Annotated in this window: 24 protein-coding genes; 6 read left to right on the top strand and 18 right to left on the bottom strand. The window is 35.1% G+C overall.

The features are described 5' to 3' along the window. Positions 1-412: 412 nt before the first annotated feature. Positions 413-664: a DUF3947 family protein gene (locus VF726_RS05870; protein ID WP_440166584.1), complete on the bottom strand. Its 252-nt coding sequence runs from the start codon at positions 662-664 to the stop codon at positions 413-415. A 290-nt stretch (positions 665-954) separates the two neighbouring features. Next, positions 955-1,353 carry a CHRD domain-containing protein gene (locus tag VF726_RS05865; RefSeq protein ID WP_074565599.1) on the bottom strand — a complete coding sequence of 133 codons (399 nt, stop codon included), beginning with the start codon at positions 1,351-1,353 and terminating at the stop codon, positions 955-957. A 200-nt stretch (positions 1,354-1,553) separates the two neighbouring features. Between VF726_RS05865 and VF726_RS05860 the strand changes: the two genes are divergently transcribed. Beyond that, positions 1,554-1,691 carry a DUF3956 family protein gene (locus VF726_RS05860; protein ID WP_000443219.1) on the top strand — a complete coding sequence of 46 codons (138 nt, stop codon included), beginning with the start codon at positions 1,554-1,556 and terminating at the stop codon, positions 1,689-1,691. A gap of 123 nt (positions 1,692-1,814) precedes the next feature. Here VF726_RS05860 and VF726_RS05855 read toward each other — a convergent pair whose 3' ends face one another. Then, complete coding sequence (locus tag VF726_RS05855; protein WP_088298448.1) at positions 1,815-2,090, bottom strand: hypothetical protein; 276 nt, start codon at positions 2,088-2,090, stop codon at positions 1,815-1,817. Between the two features lie 240 nt (positions 2,091-2,330). After that, positions 2,331-2,984 carry a DUF6944 family repetitive protein gene (locus tag VF726_RS05850; RefSeq protein ID WP_074565600.1) on the bottom strand — a complete coding sequence of 218 codons (654 nt, stop codon included), beginning with the start codon at positions 2,982-2,984 and terminating at the stop codon, positions 2,331-2,333. A 596-nt stretch (positions 2,985-3,580) separates the two neighbouring features. Between VF726_RS05850 and VF726_RS05845 the strand changes: the two genes are divergently transcribed. Then, positions 3,581-5,638: a collagen-like repeat preface domain-containing protein gene (locus tag VF726_RS05845; RefSeq protein ID WP_440166580.1), complete on the top strand. Its 2,058-nt coding sequence runs from the start codon at positions 3,581-3,583 to the stop codon at positions 5,636-5,638. A gap of 211 nt (positions 5,639-5,849) precedes the next feature. Here VF726_RS05845 and VF726_RS05840 read toward each other — a convergent pair whose 3' ends face one another. Next, complete coding sequence (locus VF726_RS05840; protein WP_440166579.1) at positions 5,850-6,203, bottom strand: hypothetical protein; 354 nt, start codon at positions 6,201-6,203, stop codon at positions 5,850-5,852. A gap of 655 nt (positions 6,204-6,858) precedes the next feature. Between VF726_RS05840 and VF726_RS05835 the strand changes: the two genes are divergently transcribed. Continuing rightward, positions 6,859-7,467, top strand: coding sequence for a hypothetical protein (locus tag VF726_RS05835; protein WP_440166577.1), 609 nt, complete (start codon positions 6,859-6,861; stop codon positions 7,465-7,467). Here the strand turns inward: VF726_RS05835 and VF726_RS05830 are convergent. After that, complete coding sequence (locus tag VF726_RS05830; protein ID WP_440166575.1) at positions 7,450-7,620, bottom strand: hypothetical protein; 171 nt, start codon at positions 7,618-7,620, stop codon at positions 7,450-7,452. The genes VF726_RS05835 and VF726_RS05830 overlap by 18 nt on opposite strands. Before the next feature lie 793 nt (positions 7,621-8,413). Here VF726_RS05830 and VF726_RS05825 point away from each other — a divergent pair. After that, positions 8,414-8,728 (top strand): thioredoxin family protein, encoded by a 315-nt coding sequence (locus VF726_RS05825; protein WP_000658777.1) that lies wholly within the window; start codon positions 8,414-8,416, stop codon positions 8,726-8,728. A 296-nt stretch (positions 8,729-9,024) separates the two neighbouring features. Then, positions 9,025-9,906 carry a cation diffusion facilitator family transporter gene (locus VF726_RS05820; protein ID WP_440166572.1) on the top strand — a complete coding sequence of 294 codons (882 nt, stop codon included), beginning with the start codon at positions 9,025-9,027 and terminating at the stop codon, positions 9,904-9,906. Here the strand turns inward: VF726_RS05820 and VF726_RS05815 are convergent. The 5 genes from VF726_RS05815 to VF726_RS05795 all read right to left on the bottom strand — a co-directional run bounded on the left by VF726_RS05815 (position 9,896) and on the right by VF726_RS05795 (position 12,640). Next, positions 9,896-10,531 (bottom strand): phosphatase PAP2 family protein, encoded by a 636-nt coding sequence (locus VF726_RS05815; protein WP_000833365.1) that lies wholly within the window; start codon positions 10,529-10,531, stop codon positions 9,896-9,898. The genes VF726_RS05820 and VF726_RS05815 overlap by 11 nt on opposite strands. Before the next feature lie 77 nt (positions 10,532-10,608). Then, positions 10,609-11,364 (bottom strand): sporulation protein, encoded by a 756-nt coding sequence (locus VF726_RS05810; RefSeq protein ID WP_440166570.1) that lies wholly within the window; start codon positions 11,362-11,364, stop codon positions 10,609-10,611. Further along, entirely contained in the window at positions 11,346-12,167 is an 822-nt protein-coding gene (locus tag VF726_RS05805) for a serine/threonine protein kinase (protein ID WP_440166568.1), read from the bottom strand. The genes VF726_RS05810 and VF726_RS05805 overlap by 19 nt, the downstream gene beginning before the upstream one ends. After that, positions 12,167-12,349 carry a hypothetical protein gene (locus tag VF726_RS05800; protein WP_000473370.1) on the bottom strand — a complete coding sequence of 61 codons (183 nt, stop codon included), beginning with the start codon at positions 12,347-12,349 and terminating at the stop codon, positions 12,167-12,169. Before VF726_RS05800 ends, VF726_RS05805 begins: the two co-directional genes overlap by 1 nt. A 111-nt stretch (positions 12,350-12,460) precedes the next feature. After that, entirely contained in the window at positions 12,461-12,640 is a 180-nt protein-coding gene (locus VF726_RS05795; RefSeq protein WP_000658451.1) for a YozD family protein, read from the bottom strand. A gap of 149 nt (positions 12,641-12,789) precedes the next feature. Here VF726_RS05795 and VF726_RS05790 point away from each other — a divergent pair, with 149 nt between their 5' ends. Further along, positions 12,790-12,957 (top strand): DUF3930 family protein, encoded by a 168-nt coding sequence (locus tag VF726_RS05790; protein ID WP_087956367.1) that lies wholly within the window; start codon positions 12,790-12,792, stop codon positions 12,955-12,957. 4 nt (positions 12,958-12,961) lie between these two features. Here VF726_RS05790 and VF726_RS05785 read toward each other — a convergent pair whose 3' ends face one another. The 7 genes from VF726_RS05785 to VF726_RS05755 form a co-directional block, all read right to left on the bottom strand. Beyond that, the gene (locus VF726_RS05785) at positions 12,962-13,624 is read right to left on the bottom strand and encodes a hypothetical protein (RefSeq protein ID WP_000101496.1); all 663 of its coding nucleotides are present in this window, start codon (positions 13,622-13,624) and stop codon (positions 12,962-12,964) included. Positions 13,625-13,812: 188 nt separating this feature from the next. Further along, the gene (locus tag VF726_RS05780) at positions 13,813-14,028 is read right to left on the bottom strand and encodes a YozE family protein (protein ID WP_000750725.1); all 216 of its coding nucleotides are present in this window, start codon (positions 14,026-14,028) and stop codon (positions 13,813-13,815) included. A 72-nt stretch (positions 14,029-14,100) separates the two neighbouring features. Then, positions 14,101-14,373 carry a YokU family protein gene (locus tag VF726_RS05775; RefSeq protein ID WP_000995761.1) on the bottom strand — a complete coding sequence of 91 codons (273 nt, stop codon included), beginning with the start codon at positions 14,371-14,373 and terminating at the stop codon, positions 14,101-14,103. Continuing rightward, on the bottom strand, positions 14,370-15,791 hold the full coding sequence (ablA, locus tag VF726_RS05770; RefSeq protein ID WP_440166563.1) for a lysine 2,3-aminomutase: 1,422 nt from the start codon (positions 15,789-15,791) through the stop codon (positions 14,370-14,372). Before ablA ends, VF726_RS05775 begins: the two co-directional genes overlap by 4 nt. A gap of 210 nt (positions 15,792-16,001) precedes the next feature. After that, positions 16,002-17,387: an arginine utilization transcriptional regulator RocR gene (gene rocR / locus VF726_RS05765; protein WP_440166561.1), complete on the bottom strand. Its 1,386-nt coding sequence runs from the start codon at positions 17,385-17,387 to the stop codon at positions 16,002-16,004. A 97-nt stretch (positions 17,388-17,484) separates the two neighbouring features. After that, positions 17,485-18,330 (bottom strand): putative beta-lysine N-acetyltransferase, encoded by an 846-nt coding sequence (gene ablB, locus VF726_RS05760; protein WP_440166559.1) that lies wholly within the window; start codon positions 18,328-18,330, stop codon positions 17,485-17,487. Beyond that, positions 18,327-19,595 (bottom strand): peptidase, encoded by a 1,269-nt coding sequence (locus VF726_RS05755; protein ID WP_440166557.1) that lies wholly within the window; start codon positions 19,593-19,595, stop codon positions 18,327-18,329. The genes ablB and VF726_RS05755 overlap by 4 nt, the downstream gene beginning before the upstream one ends. Positions 19,596-19,609 lie beyond the last annotated feature (14 nt).

Raw genomic sequence — 19,609 nt, 5'->3', positions numbered from 1 at the left:
CTGTTCTTGTAGTTCAATAATCAAAGGATAATCGTACTGCATGATATACTTCGTTGTTGCGTCTCGACCTGATTCGCATAAGTATATGTTCATATATCCTTTCATACAGAGCCATTAACCATCATTTGTCATGATAAAATAATTCACACTCTTTATTAATCGGTATCTTCTCATCAAAAAACTTCACTTATAGTATGTACGTAGATTATCACATCGGTTATTTCCAATTAGTAGGCGGGGACTATTTGACGCTTGCATATACACCTCGCCATTTACGGGTAATAAGACCCCTCCCCAAAAATTCGGCACATGCGAGAAATTTAGGTAGGAGCCGAGTTACCCATATATGTCCAATTGATGAGCGCTAATAATCAATTTGGGATACCTGCCCCCTGCTGATTAAACTTTCAATTTATAGATTAAATACAGTTCCATATGGGATAGTAAGAAAAGAACTTCCATACGGTGTGATTTGATGTACTGGGTAAAAATAATCCATGGATGAATAATATGGCTGGATACCTTGTTGCTGCATTTGCATTTGTTGTTGCATTTGTAACGCTTGTTGTACAGCTTGAACTGTACTTTGTGCTCCGCTAAACGTTATCGATGTACCATACGCTGGTCGCATACCAGCTTGATTAGCAAAATACGAATAAAACATTATTTTCAGCTCACTTCCGTAAAAGTAATTACAATTTATGTTATGTTCCTTTATTTCAGTGGGTGCGGAGAGTTAATCTATTAACCTTGATTAGGGTTAAAGATTTTTATTATCTGTGACACTTTCATATTTCATTTACAAGTTTCTGATAATCACTTTTTAAATTTGACTACTTTCCAAGTTACGGAAATGGATGTTCAAGATTACTAAAAATAGATTACTTTGCTATACACCCTCCACAAAATAAAAACACCCTAAACGGATGCTTTATTTTTCACTACATTAATCCATTAACAATAATTCAATTGTCCTCGAATTTCACCATTAGGATGTTGAACTGTATGAACATTAATATATATGTTTCCAGATATGATTTCATTTACAAGAGTACCTAATGTTTGACCCGCTAACGGCCCAACCAAATCTTCTTGAGTAATCGCTCCCGTAAGAGTTGCACACTTTATTGAAACTGGATTTGTTATAGGTCCAAATAAAAAAGCTACTACAGGACCGTTCGTTCCTTTTGATCCAAGATGCAGATGGGCAGCTACTACATCCTCAATATCAAATAAATCTAATTTGAATTTTAGGCTAAGCTTGTCCAGGCTTAATTTAAAGAAAGCCTCTCCTCGAGCATCTGTTTCTACTGGTGGAACTTCATTTCTACCACGTAACTTTGCAAAGAACATATTTACCACTCCTACGTTTTTATATACTCCTAATATATTCTTGACCTTCATATATGGTGTTAATAAATGAGCAGTTAGTCAAATTAAATTTTTTATACCATAGGTTAAATTATCAATTCTATTAAATTCATTAATCTGACTATTACGTATTATAATTCAGTTCATATACTATATTAGATTACTGGAAAGGAGGCGTAAGTATGGAAAGTTGTGTTTTGTTCGTTAATGGCCAACCTCTTTTAGTGGTCTCAGTCGCTGGAATCGAAATTGCTAGATTAGAACTTTCTCTTCAAGTAGCGTTGACCTTAATAGCATTAGGAATTCCAATCTGTGCATAAACGTTAGGTATCTATTCAAAAGAGAGCTTAGGCTCTCTTTTTATTTATATCTTTCCTTCACAACAAAAAAAGACGCCATTAAAATCACGGCATCGCGTAAAATAACTGCTATTTGTTTAATTATTACTTCACTAGCAACCCTAATTCATGTAGAATTTCTGAGAACGAATAGCCATATGCAAAACCTACAATACGAATCCCTGGAATCCATCTATGTTCTAAATTTTCATTGTATGTTTTCTTATAATACTTTAATTTAGAATCTATACTGTATTTGTCGTTAATAATTACTTCATCGCTATGAAATCCATCCATTTCAATCTGAACAGCTACGTACTCTGCTCCTTCAATAAAGGCTTTATTATAACACTCTTCTAATTCTTCTAATGTCATCCCCATTATTAACCTCCTATCCAAATGGGTGTTTTGTTCGATAAAAAGAGCATCTAGATTAGTAGATGCGAAGATATATAAAAGGTAAGCTCTTTAAGTATTTAATAGATTGTAAGCTGGTTGCTTGTCCTATAACATATTATATGATTTTTATATAAAAATGGTTCATCAAAAAAATAAGGTAAAAATTAACCTTTTTCATTTTAGGAATTTTTTACTTTATTAAAAATTATTTAAGCTATTCTATTAATCGCTCCCTTCCAACTCCTCACTTTCTTCACGTATTTGTCCAATTAATGAAATTACAGAACCTACCGCTTGTATCCAACTTCCAGCAATATCTACCAACTGTCCTTTTTTATTTTCACCTGGTTCGCTATTTACTTGAGTTTCTAAATTTTCCTCTACATCATTTGATCTATCTTCTTTACTAAATTGCCGTAATTCTCTTTTACTCTTTAGTTCGTAAATCCCTCCAATCGCCTGCAATGAATTCCCTGTAGCTTGCAGTAAGTTTCCTACAATATTTAAAGATTCATCTTTATCTGAAGTATCCTCAAATTCATCTGCTAATGCTGTAAGTCCTCCTAAAGCCTGTGTCCAATTCCCAGCAATCACTAATTTAATTTTTGTTTCATCTTTAAACTCAATAACCAACCCAGATATTACAGTTACATTACCAATTGATTGAATTTCATTCCCGATTTTTTCAAGAGATATTTCTCCTTGACCATCAGCCTCTAAAGCATTTCCGACCGCTTGTAATACGTTCCCATATACATTTAACTCTTTCCTTACATTACTACCTATAAAATAGAAAGGTGTACTTCCAATAGCGGAAGTTATTGTACCTATAGCTGCTATCAATGCACCAAATATTTCTTTTAGTTGGTTCTCCATTTATAACCTATCCCAACATTAAGTAATTATTTTCATCCTATTCAATCACACATCTACCTGTTAAAAATTCAAACTGTCACTTAGTTTTTTCTTCCTTTAACGGAGTGTCTTATAATAGGAAATCTTCTTATCAATCACACTCATATATTGAGCGTAACTCTACACTTCAGTTTATTAAAGTACTCAATACACATCGTTATTTCTATAAAACAGAAAAATATTCATAAAATACCATTTCGAATTAACTGAATGTTGTGATTTTTAGATATATATATATTTGTATTACATTTCCTATACAAAATAGTTTTTGCAACTAGATGATTTCTCCACTAGAACACTCAATACATTACTCCTTTTATGTTTTAAGTTAATAAAAATGTATTTCCATTTTGTTTTGTAGCCTTACTTACACTTCCTGTTAATAACCAAGTATTGACTATACATCCCATAAGAACGTCTCGATTTTCTAAACATATACTTAGAAGAAAAATATTCCTGAACATTACACAAATACTTACAAGCCCTTTAAATGCAGAAGAATATACAAATTCTTAAGACATACTTAACGATTAAAAAATTTTAAAAAGGAGGTAACTATGAAAAATAATCAAAACTCAAACGATCCGTGTGAAAAATTCAAATTCCCCTGTTTTATTTCTATATCCTCTTGCGATCAAAGTAATTGTTGTACACCTGTTTTTTTCTCATTTTCTCAGCAACAAGAATTATTGTCCCTAATTAACCAATTAAACCAAGCTATCCTTTCTTTCTTTACCACGCCAAATCCGACAACTATACAAATACTCCAATCTGCATTGCAGGCATTAAATGATTTAATCATTACAGTGCAACCAAATACTCCAAATAGAAATTTAGTTATACGAACTATAACTCAATTAATCAATTCCTTACCTACTGCATCTCTTACTCAAATCTCTGCGTTATTTCAATTTCTATTCCAAAATTTATCTTCGTTCATTAGTTGTTCCAATATATCGGACCCATTGTTGCAACAAACATTCAACTTAATTTTGCAAGGAATATTGAATAGTTCTCTATTAAATATTATCGGAACACCCGGTCCTACTGGAGCTACTGGACCTAGAGGATTTCCAGGGCCTAAAGGAGCTACTGGGCCTCAAGGTGTGCAAGGTATTCAAGGGCCAGAGGGACCAGAAGGAACTACTGGGCCTCAAGGGGTGCAAGGGCTTCAAGGACCGGAGGGACTTGCAGGAGCTACTGGGCCTCAAGGCGTGGAAGGGCTTCAAGGACCAGAGGGACCGGAAGGACCGACTGGACCTCAAGGGGTGCAAGGCATTCAAGGACCGCCTGGGCCACCAGGACCCACTGGTTCTGGGACTGGAATGGGAGTTCCTGGACCACCAGGGCCGACTGGACCTCAGGGGGTACAAGGTATTCAAGGGCAGGATGGACCAGAAGGACCGACTGGACCTCAAGGGGTGCAAGGGCTTCAAGGACCAGAAGGACTCGAAGGGCCGACTGGACCTCAAGGGGTGCAAGGAATGCAAGGACCGGATGGACCAGAAGGGCCAACTGGACCTCAAGGGGTGCAAGGTATTCAAGGGCCAGAAGGACCACCAGGACCGACTGGCGATTGTGAGTGTCCACCGGGTCCGACCGGACCGACTGGCGATTGTGAGTGTCCACCGGGTCCGACCGGACCGACTGGGCCAACCGGACCGACTGGGCCAACCGGACCGACTGGGCCGACTGGGCCTGCATGTAATTTCCTAGTATATGCTACAAATGCAGGACTCATAGATGACCCTACAAATGATACAGTATCTGTAATTAACACCGGAACAAATACAGTGGTTGATACAATTACTGTAGGTAATGCACCTCTTGAAGTAACAGTTTCACCAAATGGCGCTCGTGCTTATGTTACTAACATTTTTTCTGATACCGTTTCTGTAATTGATACTGCTACTAATACAGTTATTGCTACCATTCCGGTTGGGGCTGATCCAATTGGCGTAGCTGTTTCACCAGATAACACAACTGTTTATGTTGGAAACCACGCAAGTGATGATGTTTCTGTTATTAATGCCGCTACTAACACGGTTATTGATACCATCCCTGTTGGTAACGATCCGCAAGGAATCACTGTTTCTCCAAATGGAACCTTTGCATATGTTGCAAACGAATTAAGCAACAATATTTCTGTTATTAATACTGCTACTAATACAGTTAGCACTACCATTTCTGTTGGCATACGTCCTAGAATAATCGTCTTTACACTAGATGGTACTCGTGCGTATGTCACAAATCAAAACAGCAATACTGTCTCTGTTATTGACACCGCTACTAATGCCGTTATTAATACAATTAGCGTAGGTTCTGAACCGGTTGGTATAGATATTACACCAGATGGCACTCGTATTTACGTTGTAAATAAAGTTAGTAATAATGTATCGGTAATAAGTGTGGCAACAAATACTGTAATTGATACAATTCTTGTTGCTTCATCCCCAGATCAAGTAACCATCATACCGGATGGTACTCTCGCCTACGTTACAAACCAAGGTAGCAATACTGTTTCTGTTATCAATACTTCTACAAATACGGTTATAGATACAGTTCCAGTAGGCGTTGCTCCAACTGGTATAGCAACTGGAACTATTTGCGAATAAAAAAACAGGGAGACAAAAAATATGTCTCTCTGTTTTTTATTTTTTATGTTCCTTAAAAATTTTATATTCATAGCGGTCCCCTTATGTACTTTTCGTTAATCACAAATTACCTATATCACGCTCTAATCTGATTTTTCTAACCTCCTATTCATCACCTTCTAAATTCCTTTGCAAAATAAAAAAGCAGCTGTTATGCTACTTTACATTCATTTTAACCCCAAGTGAAATGGTATATATATTCCCCCGGTGCCCTTTGATTAATCCCATTAATTCTAGCAAACCGCATTAAGTCCGCCCCTTGAAGAAAATACATCGCAAGCATTACTGGTACTTGCGACCACATAAACTGATAAAGCTCCTCGATCCTCAAGTTTGTCGAAACAATTAAATCATTTGCAGGCCCTTGATTCCATACCGAAGTTCTAACTGAAATAAACGGAAGATCCTTCCCATTAACCACTATTCGCGCCATACTTTGAGTTATATCCACATCAATTCCCTCCATCATTACAAAAATCGGACCTGTGTATTTACTCCTTTTGTTATAAATATTCTTGACTTTCATAAATGACTAAGGCAAATCTCTATTTTTCGATTCTATTCAAATGAATTTATTTATTACAGTAAAAAGCAAATATATCTTCAGTATTTACCTCCTCAACTTCCGTAACATTTATATATTTTATAACCTTGTTCACTTTAAAAAGTCTGATATGCAAAATTACATATCTTATTATCTCAATATCATTTTATTTACTAAACTTCGATAGAAATTCATTCCAATCACTTGATAAATCAACATTTGTAATTTAATTCCTTATTTTAAATTCCACCCCTTTACTTTTAAACACTATATTCGAATAATTATATTGGAATATCTTGTTGTATACACATCTATCTTTTTCAAGTATTATATACGAGAAGAGTAAGGTAAGAGTTACTCTTTGCCATTTTAGGAAAGGTCCTGTTGAAAACAACAGGACCTTTTTTCGTAAAATTACATTTTTTTATTTCCGCCTTATAACCATTTTATTATTTATCAAAACACTATGCTGACGTAACACCCATCTGTAAATCAATGACTATGCATCGCTTTATAAAGAAAATAAAAAAACACGTTATTCGTCATTTTAACGATAGCGCGCTTCACTCACCGCCTTAAAAATGCAGGATTTCCCTTTCCAATATCGAATTGGTAATGTTTAGAAAGGGGGTGTAACATGGCGGAAATTAAAGTGGGACTTACACAATTTTTAGACTTTACACTGAAGAGTAGTGCAGCTAAAACAAATTTTGTAAAGAATCTAAAATCTCAACCTGAATATCACCCGGTTTTTGATTACTGGAAACAATTACGAGAAACTATTATTAAATTTCATAAAAACGAACTACCTTTTGACTGTTTTGAAACATTTGTACAAACTGTTGACCAGAAGAAAAAGCAAAACTACATTGATGTTATAAAACAGTACAAAAAATTTATTAAAAACAAAGAGGTTTCTTGGTTTGATCCAGGTAAATCACATTGGTTATCAGATAATTTAATCGTCCGCTCATCACCTGAACTCGGTTTGCTCATTAATGATGAGCCGCATCTTATTAAACTATTTTTCAAAGGAAAAAAAGAGCGAATTGATAAATATAACATCAACTCAACACTGACATTATTAAATGAATCAACATTTTCAAATGAATATAAAGATGTGAATTATACAGTCCTTAACATCCAAAAGAACAGAATGTTTACGAATAACTCTATTAATAATGATCATTTAATAGCCCTTGAATCAGAGGCCCACCAACTTTCTTATTTATGGAATAAGGTGTAAAAGAGTATAGGTATCTCTTCCAATACCTTGTTCATGCGTAATTTGGGCACAATTTTCACAAATCCAATTCGTTTCTTTTAAGTGAAGCTCACCTTCTTGTTTCTCACAAACAATGCAGGGTGGGCGTTTTTTGAACACAGTTTCTTTACTCATTTCAACATCTTAATTCTCCCCTCTGAAAGAATAATATAATGGTCTTTTTCTACCACATCTGCATTAGCCTTCTGACTTCTTAACCGCTAAGTAATTCCTAAGATGTTCTTACAATCCCTTTCGCGTTCCACATCATGTTTTTTCTTGCACTATATACAGTGCAGCAATTCCCCCTCTTGTTATTCACATTTCTTTATTTGGTTGTGATTATTGCTGAAACTCAGCTAACACCGCCCTAATCTCTTCACTCACAATTTTACGAATAAGTTCTTATAACGATTCCTCTAAATTCATATATGCATCCCCTACATCTTTTTTGAATTTCCTGCTTGTTGTTTCATTCACTCATTAAATTTATGAGTAATGATCATCCACTGTTTACCTTCTCTAACATCTCATTAAAACACCTGAGGAAAAGAACGTGATAGCGATGGCTATCATGAATACAATTTAATTTATCCTGTTTATAATAGTAACCTTACAATTCAGAAGTTTGACACAGCTCATGAAAAAGCTTATAAAGAAAAGTGAGGTTCCTAATACTCGTTTCTAGGTTTTAAGGTGTATATCTCAATAATCTTAAATAAACGATTAGGACATAAAGAGTGGGATCACAACTAGATACCTACTTACATGTTATATCAGAACTTCAAGAAACTTCGGTGAATCAATTTGCAAACGAATGATTCGGAAAGAAAACTCACGTTAGAATTTCGTTAGAAGTTTTCATTTCGTAGCAAATACACCAACTAAACAACTAAAAATATGAATAGTGAAAAAGGAGAAACAAAACATGAAAGAAATCAAATCAGAACAGGAATTCAAAGACATCATCGCAAGCGAGGAGCCAGTAGTTGTTAAGTTCTTTACTACATGGTGCCCAGATTGCGTCCGTATGGACAACTTTATCGGAGATGTAATGGAAGAATTCAATAAGTTTGAATGGTATTCTATTAATAAAGATGAGTTCCCAAGTATCGCTGAAGAGTATCAAGTAATGGGTATTCCAAGTTTACTTGTATATCAAAATGGCGAGAAGCTAGGCCACTTACATAGTGCTAACGCAAAAACTGAAGAGCAAGTTACTGAGTTTTTAGAAGCATACTAAGATTAAAACCCTCTGAAAAATATTTTTTAGAGGGTTTTTATTTTACCCAATCATCTTTCAGCAGTGTAGTATACGGATTCATCCTAATTCATATGTCCTTTCCCCTACCCCCCCCGATTAATATCGCGTTCACACCCGAACTTTGCACTTTACAACATATTTTTCCTTCACGAAACTTTGTTATCCCCTTCTTAAAAAGCTAAAAAACGTCAACAATGTTTGTATAGACCCACACGAGTTTCGTTTGATACTCTATTTATAGAAAGAAATTCCTTGTAGAAAGGTGAGTGATTAAATTGGATACTCTTTCTCATAAAGAAGCTGATAAAGGTGCGATTGTCAGCATCATGGCCTACATATTTTTATCCTCTATGAAAATCATCATCAGTTATATTACCCTCTCTAGCGCATTACGTGCTGACGGTTTAAATAACTTAACGGATATCGGTGCTTCTTTAGCGATATTAATTGGTCTAAAAATCTCTCGTAAACCTCGTGACCCAGATCATCCTTATGGGCATTCGCGTGCAGAACAAATTGCATCACTTGTTGCTTCTTTTATTATGGCAACGGTCGGATTAGAAGTTGTTATTAGTGCCATTCAATCTTTTTTAAATCCGAAACAAGCAGCGCCTAATGTGCTTGCTGCATGGGTAGCTTTATTTTCTGCTATCGTTATGTACTTTGTGTATTTGTATACGAAAAAGATTGCAGCACGAACAAAAAGTAAATCATTAGAAGCCGCTGCAAAGGATAATTTATCAGATGCTCTCGTAAGTATTGGTACAGTAGTAGGTATTGTCGGTTCACAGTTCAAAATGCCTATTCTAGACCCTATTGCCGCTTTAATTGTCGGTCTTATTATTTGTAAAACTGCATGGGAAATTTTCGTAGAAGCTTCACATATGTTAACGGATGGAATCGATCCAGATAAGATGGAAGAGTACGCTGATGCGATTGAACATATTGGTGGCGTGGAAAACATCGTAGATATTCGCGCTCGTATGTACGGGAATCAAACTTACGTTGATATTACAATTGAGGTAGATGCTCGTATGGATGTTGGTGAAAGTCATTGTATTACTGACAACATCGAAGCTATGCTTCGGAAAAAGTTTGGCATTTACCATGCACACATTCATGTTGAACCAATGGAAAAAGAACCTATTATGACATAGGTTCTTTTTTAATGAACGTTTTATGAAATATAACACATAAAACGAGCCAGCTACCGCCAGCTGCCCATCCTGCTAATATGTCAGATGGATAGTGAACGCCAAGATATATTCGGCTAACTGAAATAGATAATACAACAAAGCTCGCTATAAAAATAATCAACAATTTTTTATGCAATGTAATACGTTCTTCTGTAATTGTAACGTATGCAATAAATCCTAAAAAAGCAGTAGCATTCATCGTATGACCGCTCGGAAAACTATATCCAGTTGCCGTAACAAGCTGCGTTACATCCGGTCTTGCTCGTTCGTACCATAGTTTAAGCATACTATTTAAATAACGAGATCCATAATAATTAATTGTTAGAAGTAATGCACTAAGCAACTTTTTTCTAACGAGAAAATACATTACAAGAATGATGAGTAACGGAAAATATATTCTTTTGGAACCGATAAAAGACACCCAAGTAAAATAGGCTGTCAAGTAATCGTTTCGAAAACTTTGAATAAAATGTGCGACTATATTGTCAAATTTCTCAATACAAGCGGTATGATACGAAAGTGATAATACGACAAAACAAATGAGTAGCGTAAAACTTAACAAGTATAAATGTCGATATCGTTTCACATACATAACCTCACTATGCAAAAAAATGGAGCGGTTGTTTTAGTTTTCCTCTCCATTTCTTTTTTATGCATAGTTTATTAAAAAATATAATTGTTAATTTTTTCTTTCATCGCTGGAATATCTTCATTCGTTACTGTAAAGCGAATCACTTTCTCGTCAAGATCAAGCGCTTCTGCAAATAAACCTGCTAATCCGCGAGATTTTCTATCTACTTCCATAATAATCTCTAGGCGATCGTAAGCGCTTGGTAAGATTAATAATTCTAGTTCATCTAATTTCCCATAATACTCTCCAGAAACCGGAACAAATTCAAATTCTTGTGCGAATGGAACTTGCTTACGTAATCGATACGGTAACTCTTCACATTCTATATGACGCGCTTTAAAACCTAATTGATTTACACTCTCTAAAACACTATTTAATAGTCCATTTGGCAACACTTGAATGTAATCACGATCACTCGGATCTATACTGCGTTTAATATCAAGGCCCGTATGCACCCAAACAGTTTTCATTCCAAGAGTAAGTGGCGTTTCAACTGGCATTTTAAATGAAAATGGAATTTCTCTTTTTTCATTCGGCTCAACAGAAAAAGGTTCTGTTAAACGAACTCGCTCTAAATCATATGTTGCTGTTACTTTTTTATCATCCACTTCACGTACATACGATGTTGATAACGTTAAGTAAATGCTTTCAATTTGTTGGCTAACTGAACCACCTATTATATGAACCTTCCCGTGTATCTCTTCTCCAACAAGATAATCTTCTTTTTCAAGAACTGTATCTACTTTTGCATTACCGATACCAACGCTTGCTAAAAACTTTTGAAACATGGATCCTCCATCCTTTCTAAAGCAAAAGCTACATCTTTTTTTAAATCTTGTACATTCTCATAGTACGGCGTTTTTATTTGTAACATGCGCATAAGCATTTCACGGTTACAATTTTCCAAAGTTAATTCGTCATACCATGGCTTTTCAAGTTTTTCATTAGATTCATAGCCTGCATATAATAAAAATAACGAGAAATGACCGAGCGCATAAAAATCGCTACGAAAGTGAACTTCTCGCATCAAAGCTTGTTCACCTTCATAAGTTGTAGCTCGTTCATCATCCTCATCCTTCAATTTAGCCAATCCAAAATCAATAATACTAATTTCGTTTTCTTTCATTAATATGTTTGGAATGCGTAAATCTCGGTGAATAATTCCTTTACTATGAAACACTGATACAATTTCTAATATTTCATATAAAATTTTTAAAACTTCATGTTCCGTATATACATACCCATCTAAGAAAATATAATCTTCGAAATTTTTACCAGGCATATATTCCATCACAAAAAAGCTTTTTTTCTCCCATACGAAATGATCATATAAACTAGGAATTGCATGATGATTTAATATTTGTAAAATCATTTTCTCTTGTTCAAATGATTTTCTTCCAGACTCATATCTTTGTTTACTTTGTCTTAATTGTTTTAAGACTTTATATCTATTTATTTGTAAGTCATTAACGACATATGTAACCCCATAACTGCCCATTCCAATTACTGATTCAATTTTATAACGTTCTGCAACAATTGTATTTTTTCGCAGTGGTCTATCAAATAAAGCTAGTATACGACGCCATTTCATCAGCTACTTGAAAAGAAGCTACGGCTTTTACGTTTTCTTTTATAATGATGATGCCCATAACCAGATGAACGTCGTTTATAATCGCTACTTGAATAAGAGCGACCTCTATGGCGATAATCACTACTAGAATACGAACGATATTTTTTCTTTCCTAATAAAGAATCAATAATTTTTTTGAACATCCCTTCACCTCTTGAGTAAAATTTTCTTTTAATTATACCAATAATTACCGACTATGTTTGTGACAAGTTTGTAAAGAGTAAAAAAACGACGAGTTAAGCCCGTCGTTACTTTCACTCATCCTCTTCATCAAAAACTTCATCAATCATACATTTCTCTAATAAATACTCGAATGTAATGTCTGCGAGATCTTCAATTTCTTCTCGTTTTGGGACGTATCCCCTTTCAATTAATTGCTCATAAAAAAACTCCGCAATCTCTTCCGTATCAATTACGACTTCAATTTCCTTCATGAGCATCACTCCTTTATTTCTGTTTTATGAAAAAATCTCAAAAATATGTATATGAGATTAGAAAAATAGTTTTTCTTTTTTTTAGGTTATACCCTTTGGACGAGATGCATACGATGGTAGTACAAGCTATCAAAAAGGGGGATTTTATTATGGAATACCAATATGAGGAAAAACAAGAAGTAGGGCAAACAAAAGAAGAGTTCATGCATGAAGATCAATGGGCAGACTCTCTTATTAAATGGCTTTTTATTTTTTTAATAATTGTAGGCATACCTTATACTGCATATGTTGTTGTTCAATTTATTCTCTCTTTCTAGTTAACTATTTTTTCTCTGTCAATTTAACTAAATAATTATGAACAACATCCATAACAATTTTGTACTCTTCATCTTTAAATGTATCGAATAACAATTGATAATCGTTATAAATATCAAGTAATCCATCAATGATTTCTTGACGATTTGTCTTAACACTCACTTTTTTTGAGTTGTTAATTGACTTTAATTTTCCTAAATCTAATTTATTCATACCAGCTTTATCTTGTTTCATTTTCTTCAAAATTGCATTTGCCGTTTGAGCATTGGCAAGTAACGTTAAATCTGATTCATCCGCTTCTAACCATTCACCATCCGTAATTCGTGACAATTCATATATTGTATCTTCCCATGCGTCATTTTTATATCTCCATACTTCTGTACGAAAACCAACTATTCGAAACACATCTTTATCGTATCCTGTTACTTGCACGAGATCACCAAATGTGAAATTATAATTTAATTCAATCCACTCAGTTTCACCTTTTTTCATATCTTGCTCTGAAACGTGCTGCAACGTTTGCTCTACGTAAAAGCCATCGTGATTATTTACTTCGTAAACGTAAACTCCATCTAAAACCTTCATATTTGTGATTTTACCAACGGTTCCATATAGCGTAATCACGACTATGTCCCCTACGTTATATTTAGGTTGCTTTTTCCTTGCCATCTATATCTCTCCTTTTTTTGACGTCGTGATTTTGATAACAGTATATGCAACCTACATAAAAACGCTTATCACAGAAGCGTATATTCATAAATTTTTTCAATAAAAAATATCACCATATGAAAATTTATTTACAACGTAAAAAAAGCTAGCAAATAGACTAGCTTCTCATCAAAAATTTCATATAGTTTTTATCTTTCTTGTATGTATAAATCCCAAGCTTCATCAAATATAGACATACTCTCTAGCATTCCGCTTAATTCTAAGTATGAACTAATTTCATCATAGTCTTCAGATTGCTTCGGAAAACTTAAATCATCATACATTGCCTCTGCTAAATTCGAAATTTCATTACTAAATAAAGCTGCACGATGCTTCATCATATAGTGGTAAAATGTCTTTTTCAAAAATATTCCCTACCTTTCTAACTTGGGTACATTATACAAGGCAAAAAAGAAAAAAACCAGCATAAAAGCTGGTTAAAAATCGAAATAATTTCTTTTTAATAGACGTGGTCTTCCCATTAATTCTTCATATGTTAGTTGTTTTGGTAAATCTTTCGTATAAATTAGAAACAATTGGTCTTCTATTTCTTTCACTGTTTGATCTGCTTGATAGTCCATACCACATGAGGAACAAGAAATACATGGTGTCTCTTGGATTTCAATGGCTTTCGTACCATCTGGTAATTCCCAATATACAGTATTCAAGCTTTCTTTCGCTTCTGTACTGTCACACCACATACAATTCATACTGCATCACCCTCAGTTTTTTTGTCGTTTTCTTCTAATTTAGCCATTTGTGCTTGATATTTTTTATCTTTTAATTGGTCGCGCTTATCACGTTTATCTTTTAATGATGCATGCGTTTCATTATCTTCGTAGTCTTTACGACGGCTCATACGCTGTAAGTCGTCTGGAACGAGGTTAAATTTCTTATCACTCATAAGGCCTGCGATACCAACATCTGAACGTTTTTCTTCGTAGTTCGGATAGATTTCTTTAAAGTATCCTTCTGCTCTTCCAGGAATGTAGCTTTCTGGCTCTGGATACGTTGTAATAACACCTTCAAAGTTACGAAGTACAACTTTATCTGCACTTTGTGAGATTAAATAGTTTGGCTGAAGTGCAATCTTACCGCCTCCTCCTGGTGCATCAACAACGAATGTTGGAACTGCATAACCAGACGTATGTCCGCGTAAACCTTCAATAATTTCAAGACCTTTAGATACTGGTGCACGGAAGTGACCAATACCTTCAGATAAGTCACATTGATAAATGTAGTATGGACGTACACGGATTTTTACTAAGTCATGCATTAGTTTTTTCATAATTGGCACGCTGTCGTTAATACCAGCTAAAATTACTGCTTGGTTTCCGACTGGAACACCAGCATTCGCTAACATTTCACATGCCTTTTTCGACTCTTCAGTAATTTCAATAGAAGTATTGAAATGTGTATTTAACCATACTGGATGGTATTTTTTAATAATGTTACATAAGTTTTCTGTAATACGCTGTGGGAACACTACTGGTGCTCTCGTTCCGATACGAATAATCTCAACGTGCGGAATATCGCGTAAATTTTTTAATACATATTCTAAAATTTTATCGTTAATAAGAAGACCGTCACCACCAGAGATTAATACATCTCGTACTTGTGGTGTATCACGAATGTAACCAATTGCATCATCTAATTGTTTCTTCGGCACACCCATTCCAATTTGTCCACTAAAACGACGGCGTGTACAGTAACGACAATACATAGAACATTGATTCGTTACTAGGAATAATACACGGTCAGGATAACGATGTGTTAACCCTGGAACTGGTGAATCTTCATCTTCATGAAGCGGATCTTCTAAATCGTATTTTGTTTTATATAACTCTTCCGAAATCGGTACAGATTGCATCCGAATCGGACAGCGTGGATCATCAGGATTCATTAACCAAGCATAGTACGGTGTAATATTTAACGGGATCGTTTTTGTTGAAATTTTAACACCTTCTTCTTCTTCAGGTGTTAAATTAATCACTTTCTTTAAGTCATCCAAAGTTTTGATCGTATTCGTTAATTGCCAAACCCAATCATTCCATTGTTCTTCAGTAACATCCTTCCACAACTCGATATCCTTCCAGTGACGATTTGGTTTGTATACATCATGTAACATTGCTATTCCCCCTTTTTATACGCTCATCCTTTATATAAGCAATAGTTATGCCAACTTTACTTTATTGATAAGTAAATGTACGGAGAACCCAATTACATAAGCGAAAAAATATTTTTAAGCACTGAATGAAATCCATACATACTATCATATTCATTACTTTTTATATATGTAAACGCTCTTTTATTGGTGCAAACACACAAAAACCGCCAACTATTCGGCGGTTTTGTCGTACTTACTCAGTTTATATTGAAGCGTCTGACGAGGGATACCTAACATTTTTGCAGCTTGTAATATATTCCCTTCCGTTTCAATTAACGCTTGATCTATTAATTCTTTTTCCGTTTGATGAAGTGCTTCTCTAAGAGGCAATATACCCTTCTTCTTCGGAAGATTCTCTTTCCGAAATGTACGTGGTAAACAATTAGCTGTTAACGTATTCCCTTCTGCAATTATGACAGCATGTTCAATTGTATGTTTTAGTTCCCGAACATTTCCAGGCCATTGGTAAGCTTGTAATCTTTCTTTCGCTTCCTTATCCATTTGAAGTACACCTTTTTTATAACTTTTATTATATTCTTTCAAAAAATAAGACGCTAATAATAATACATCTTCAGTTCTTTCACGGAGCGGCGGAATATATAATGAAAAGACATTTAATCGATAGTATAAATCAGTGCGAATTTTATTCTCTTTTAAGCATATTTCTGGTGGCTGATTCATTGCGGTAATAACGCGAACATCTACTTTTCTCGTCTTATTATCACCAATACGACGAATAACACCATCTTCTAATACACGTAGCATTTTCGCTTGTAAATCAAGCGGCATTGAATTCAGTTCATCTAAAAACAATGTCCCTCCATCTACAAGTTCAAATAATCCCGCTCGTTCAATTGCCCCAGTATAGCTACCTTTCGTTGTTCCAAACAATAGACTTTCTAATAGAGACTCCGGCAAAGCTGCACAGTTTTGTGCAATAAACGGCTTGTTCTTCCGTTTAGAAGCTTCATGAATTGCTTGTACAAATAACTCTTTCCCGGTTCCTGTTTCCCCATATATTAAAACATTCGCATCAGTTGGGGCTACTTTTTGTGCTAATTCTTTCGTCTGTTTAAACCTTGCATCATTCGTCACGATCGTCTCAAATGCAACATGCTTTTTGATTGCTTTTTTTCTAGATGACCGCTTTATTTTCGACTGCAAATCAACGATTGTATCCGTAAGCTTTTGTACAGTGGAATAATCTTTTGCAATTTCAACAGCTCCAGCAATATTTCCATCTATAAAAATAGGTAACGTCGTATTTACTGTACAAATGTCTTCTCCATTTAAATTTTGATAATGCTGCACTTGATGAACAATTGGTTTTTTTGTATCTAACACTTTCATCAATGTACTTGTTTCCCTAGATAAAGAAGGGAACGCTTCTAACAAATGTTTACCTAACACTTTTTCAATTTTTGAACCATCGTGTTTTGCAGCTACAGTATTATAGAAAATTGTAATACCATTTTCATCTACTGCGTGTATAGCCTCATCAATACTGCCCAAAATCGCTTCAATGACTTCTTGTGTCGAAACTGCTAGCAATGTCATCCCCCCTCTTGCCGAAAATTCAGCAAATATCATGCCGAATTTTCGGCATACCTATGTGCGATTATAAGCATGACGATTCCGTTCTATTTTCACCGTACTATTTAGACAAATCTTTCACCCATATATTCATATCTTCCAACTTATCAAAAATGTAGCAATTGTTCGCCAGGCGCCCTGAATACGTATAACCTAACTGATGAAAAGCCGCATTCATTCCGAAAGAAAGCGATCGAGCAATTGTATAAGAGCAGAAAATCGATCTTTCTTGTAGTTCTTCTTCTAATTTAATTAATAAGCTTTTCATAAACCCATGTTTACGATATTCGGGTAAAGTAGCACAATTCGTTAATTCTGCATTTCCTTCTTTTATATTCATTTCTGCAGATGCTGTACTAATTATTTTCCCCTCGAATTCATACACATAGTAAATTGTATCGTCTTCTTTCATCGTTTGTTTTACATAACTTGCTTCGTTTAAAGGAGTCGGATAAACTTCAAATACTTTTCCAAATACAGTTGCTAATTCTTCTGCATCCTCTTCTGTCGCTTTTCTTAATAGAAATTTCTCTGGGACTATTTTTTCCTTTACTTCTTTTGCTTTTACAGCGCTTAAGATGGTATCCTCCTCAGCCCAATGTATACTATTTCGTCTTTCATCATTACTAAATTTCACGAAAAAGTATGCATCGTGACCTTGGAAATAATGTGGTATTGTCGCTTCCAATAAAAAACCGAAAGAGAGCCATGTTGAAACATGCTCTCCCTTTCCTTTAAAAATACATTTAGTGAAAGAATGTTTCTCTGCTAATTCATCAATTGTTTGGATAATCCTCTCAATATTTCCCGTGTAGTGGTCTACTCGAATACGTTTATTAAAATAGTCCAAAACGCCTTCTACTGTATAGCTGTTCGTCTGCTCTCTAAAAGATTCATAGTATTTCATTTTTTCACCTCACACCAATCTAGTAATGTACATGCAATGATTTTTGCGGCAGCTATCATTTTATCAACTTCTATATATTCGTTTGGATAATGTGCTACTTTCGTTTCTCCTGGGCCAAATACTATCGTTGGTACACCTGCGATTTGTGTAAATAAACCTCCATCAGTCCCCCACGGAGATGCTTCAATAATTGGTTTGTTCCCTTCGATTTCAACAAAGTTATGACCGAGTGTTGTAATTAACTCATGATTTTCTTCTAGTTCACCAGGAACCCATCTCGCACCAAACCATTCTACTTCTACAGGATTTTCAACAAACCAATTGTCCACATCATTTAATTCAGCGATCCAATTCTCAAACTCTTCTTTTGCCGCCTCTATAGTCTCATTCGGCGCAATACCGCATCTTCCTTCTAAAATTAACGAATCAGGAACAGAACTTGGCCAGCTCCCGCCTTCAATTTTCCCAATATTAATTGGAATTGGAATCGGGATTCCTTTAAATAACGGGTCTGTAATTCGATCATTTCTCTTCTGTTCTAGCTTTCTCAAATGGTCTACAACAAACATACTTTTTTCAATTGCACTTACCCCTTCATAACGTGTTCCACCGTGTGCTGCTTTTCCTTTCACATGTAGACGAAACCACATGGACCCTTGTTGTTTCGGAAAAAACTTCATATTTGTTGGTTCTGGAATAATAACACCATCCGCTTTATATCCTCGTAATATAGTCGCTAATGTTCCTGCCCCGCCGCTTTCTTCTTCTATTACACTTTGAAAATAAATATCTCCTTTTAATTCAATACGAGATTCAATAATCGCTTCCATCGCAAGCATCAGTGCGACATTGCCGCCTTTCATATCCGTTGTCCCACGGCCATATATACGATTTCCTATTTTTTCACCACTATAAGGATGGTGGTCCCACTGATTCACATCTCCTTCAGGTACAACATCAATATGCCCATTTAATATCATAGATTTCCCGTCGCCACTTCCTTTAAGGGTTGCTACAATGTTCGGACTATCTGAAAAACTTGTACGCGGTGATACAAAATATGGATGATCTTTCATTTTAGAAAATGAAGGTTCCCAAATATCAAGATCTAAACCTAACTCACGTAATTTTTCAATTACAATTGCCTGCGCACCACTTTCATCACCAGATACGCTCTTTTCTTGAATTAATCGTTTTAAAAACTTTACGCTTTCCTCTTCATGACTCTCAATATAATCACAAACTTGTTTTTTTAATTGCTCCATATATTACATCTCCC

This window comes from Bacillus sp. Brlt_9, assembly GCF_051948935.1.
In the GTDB taxonomy this organism is placed as follows: Bacteria; Bacillota; Bacilli; order Bacillales; family Bacillaceae_G; genus Bacillus_A.
Note: the sequence above shows the minus strand (reverse complement) of the source record. Positions and strands in the feature narration are given on the sequence as shown.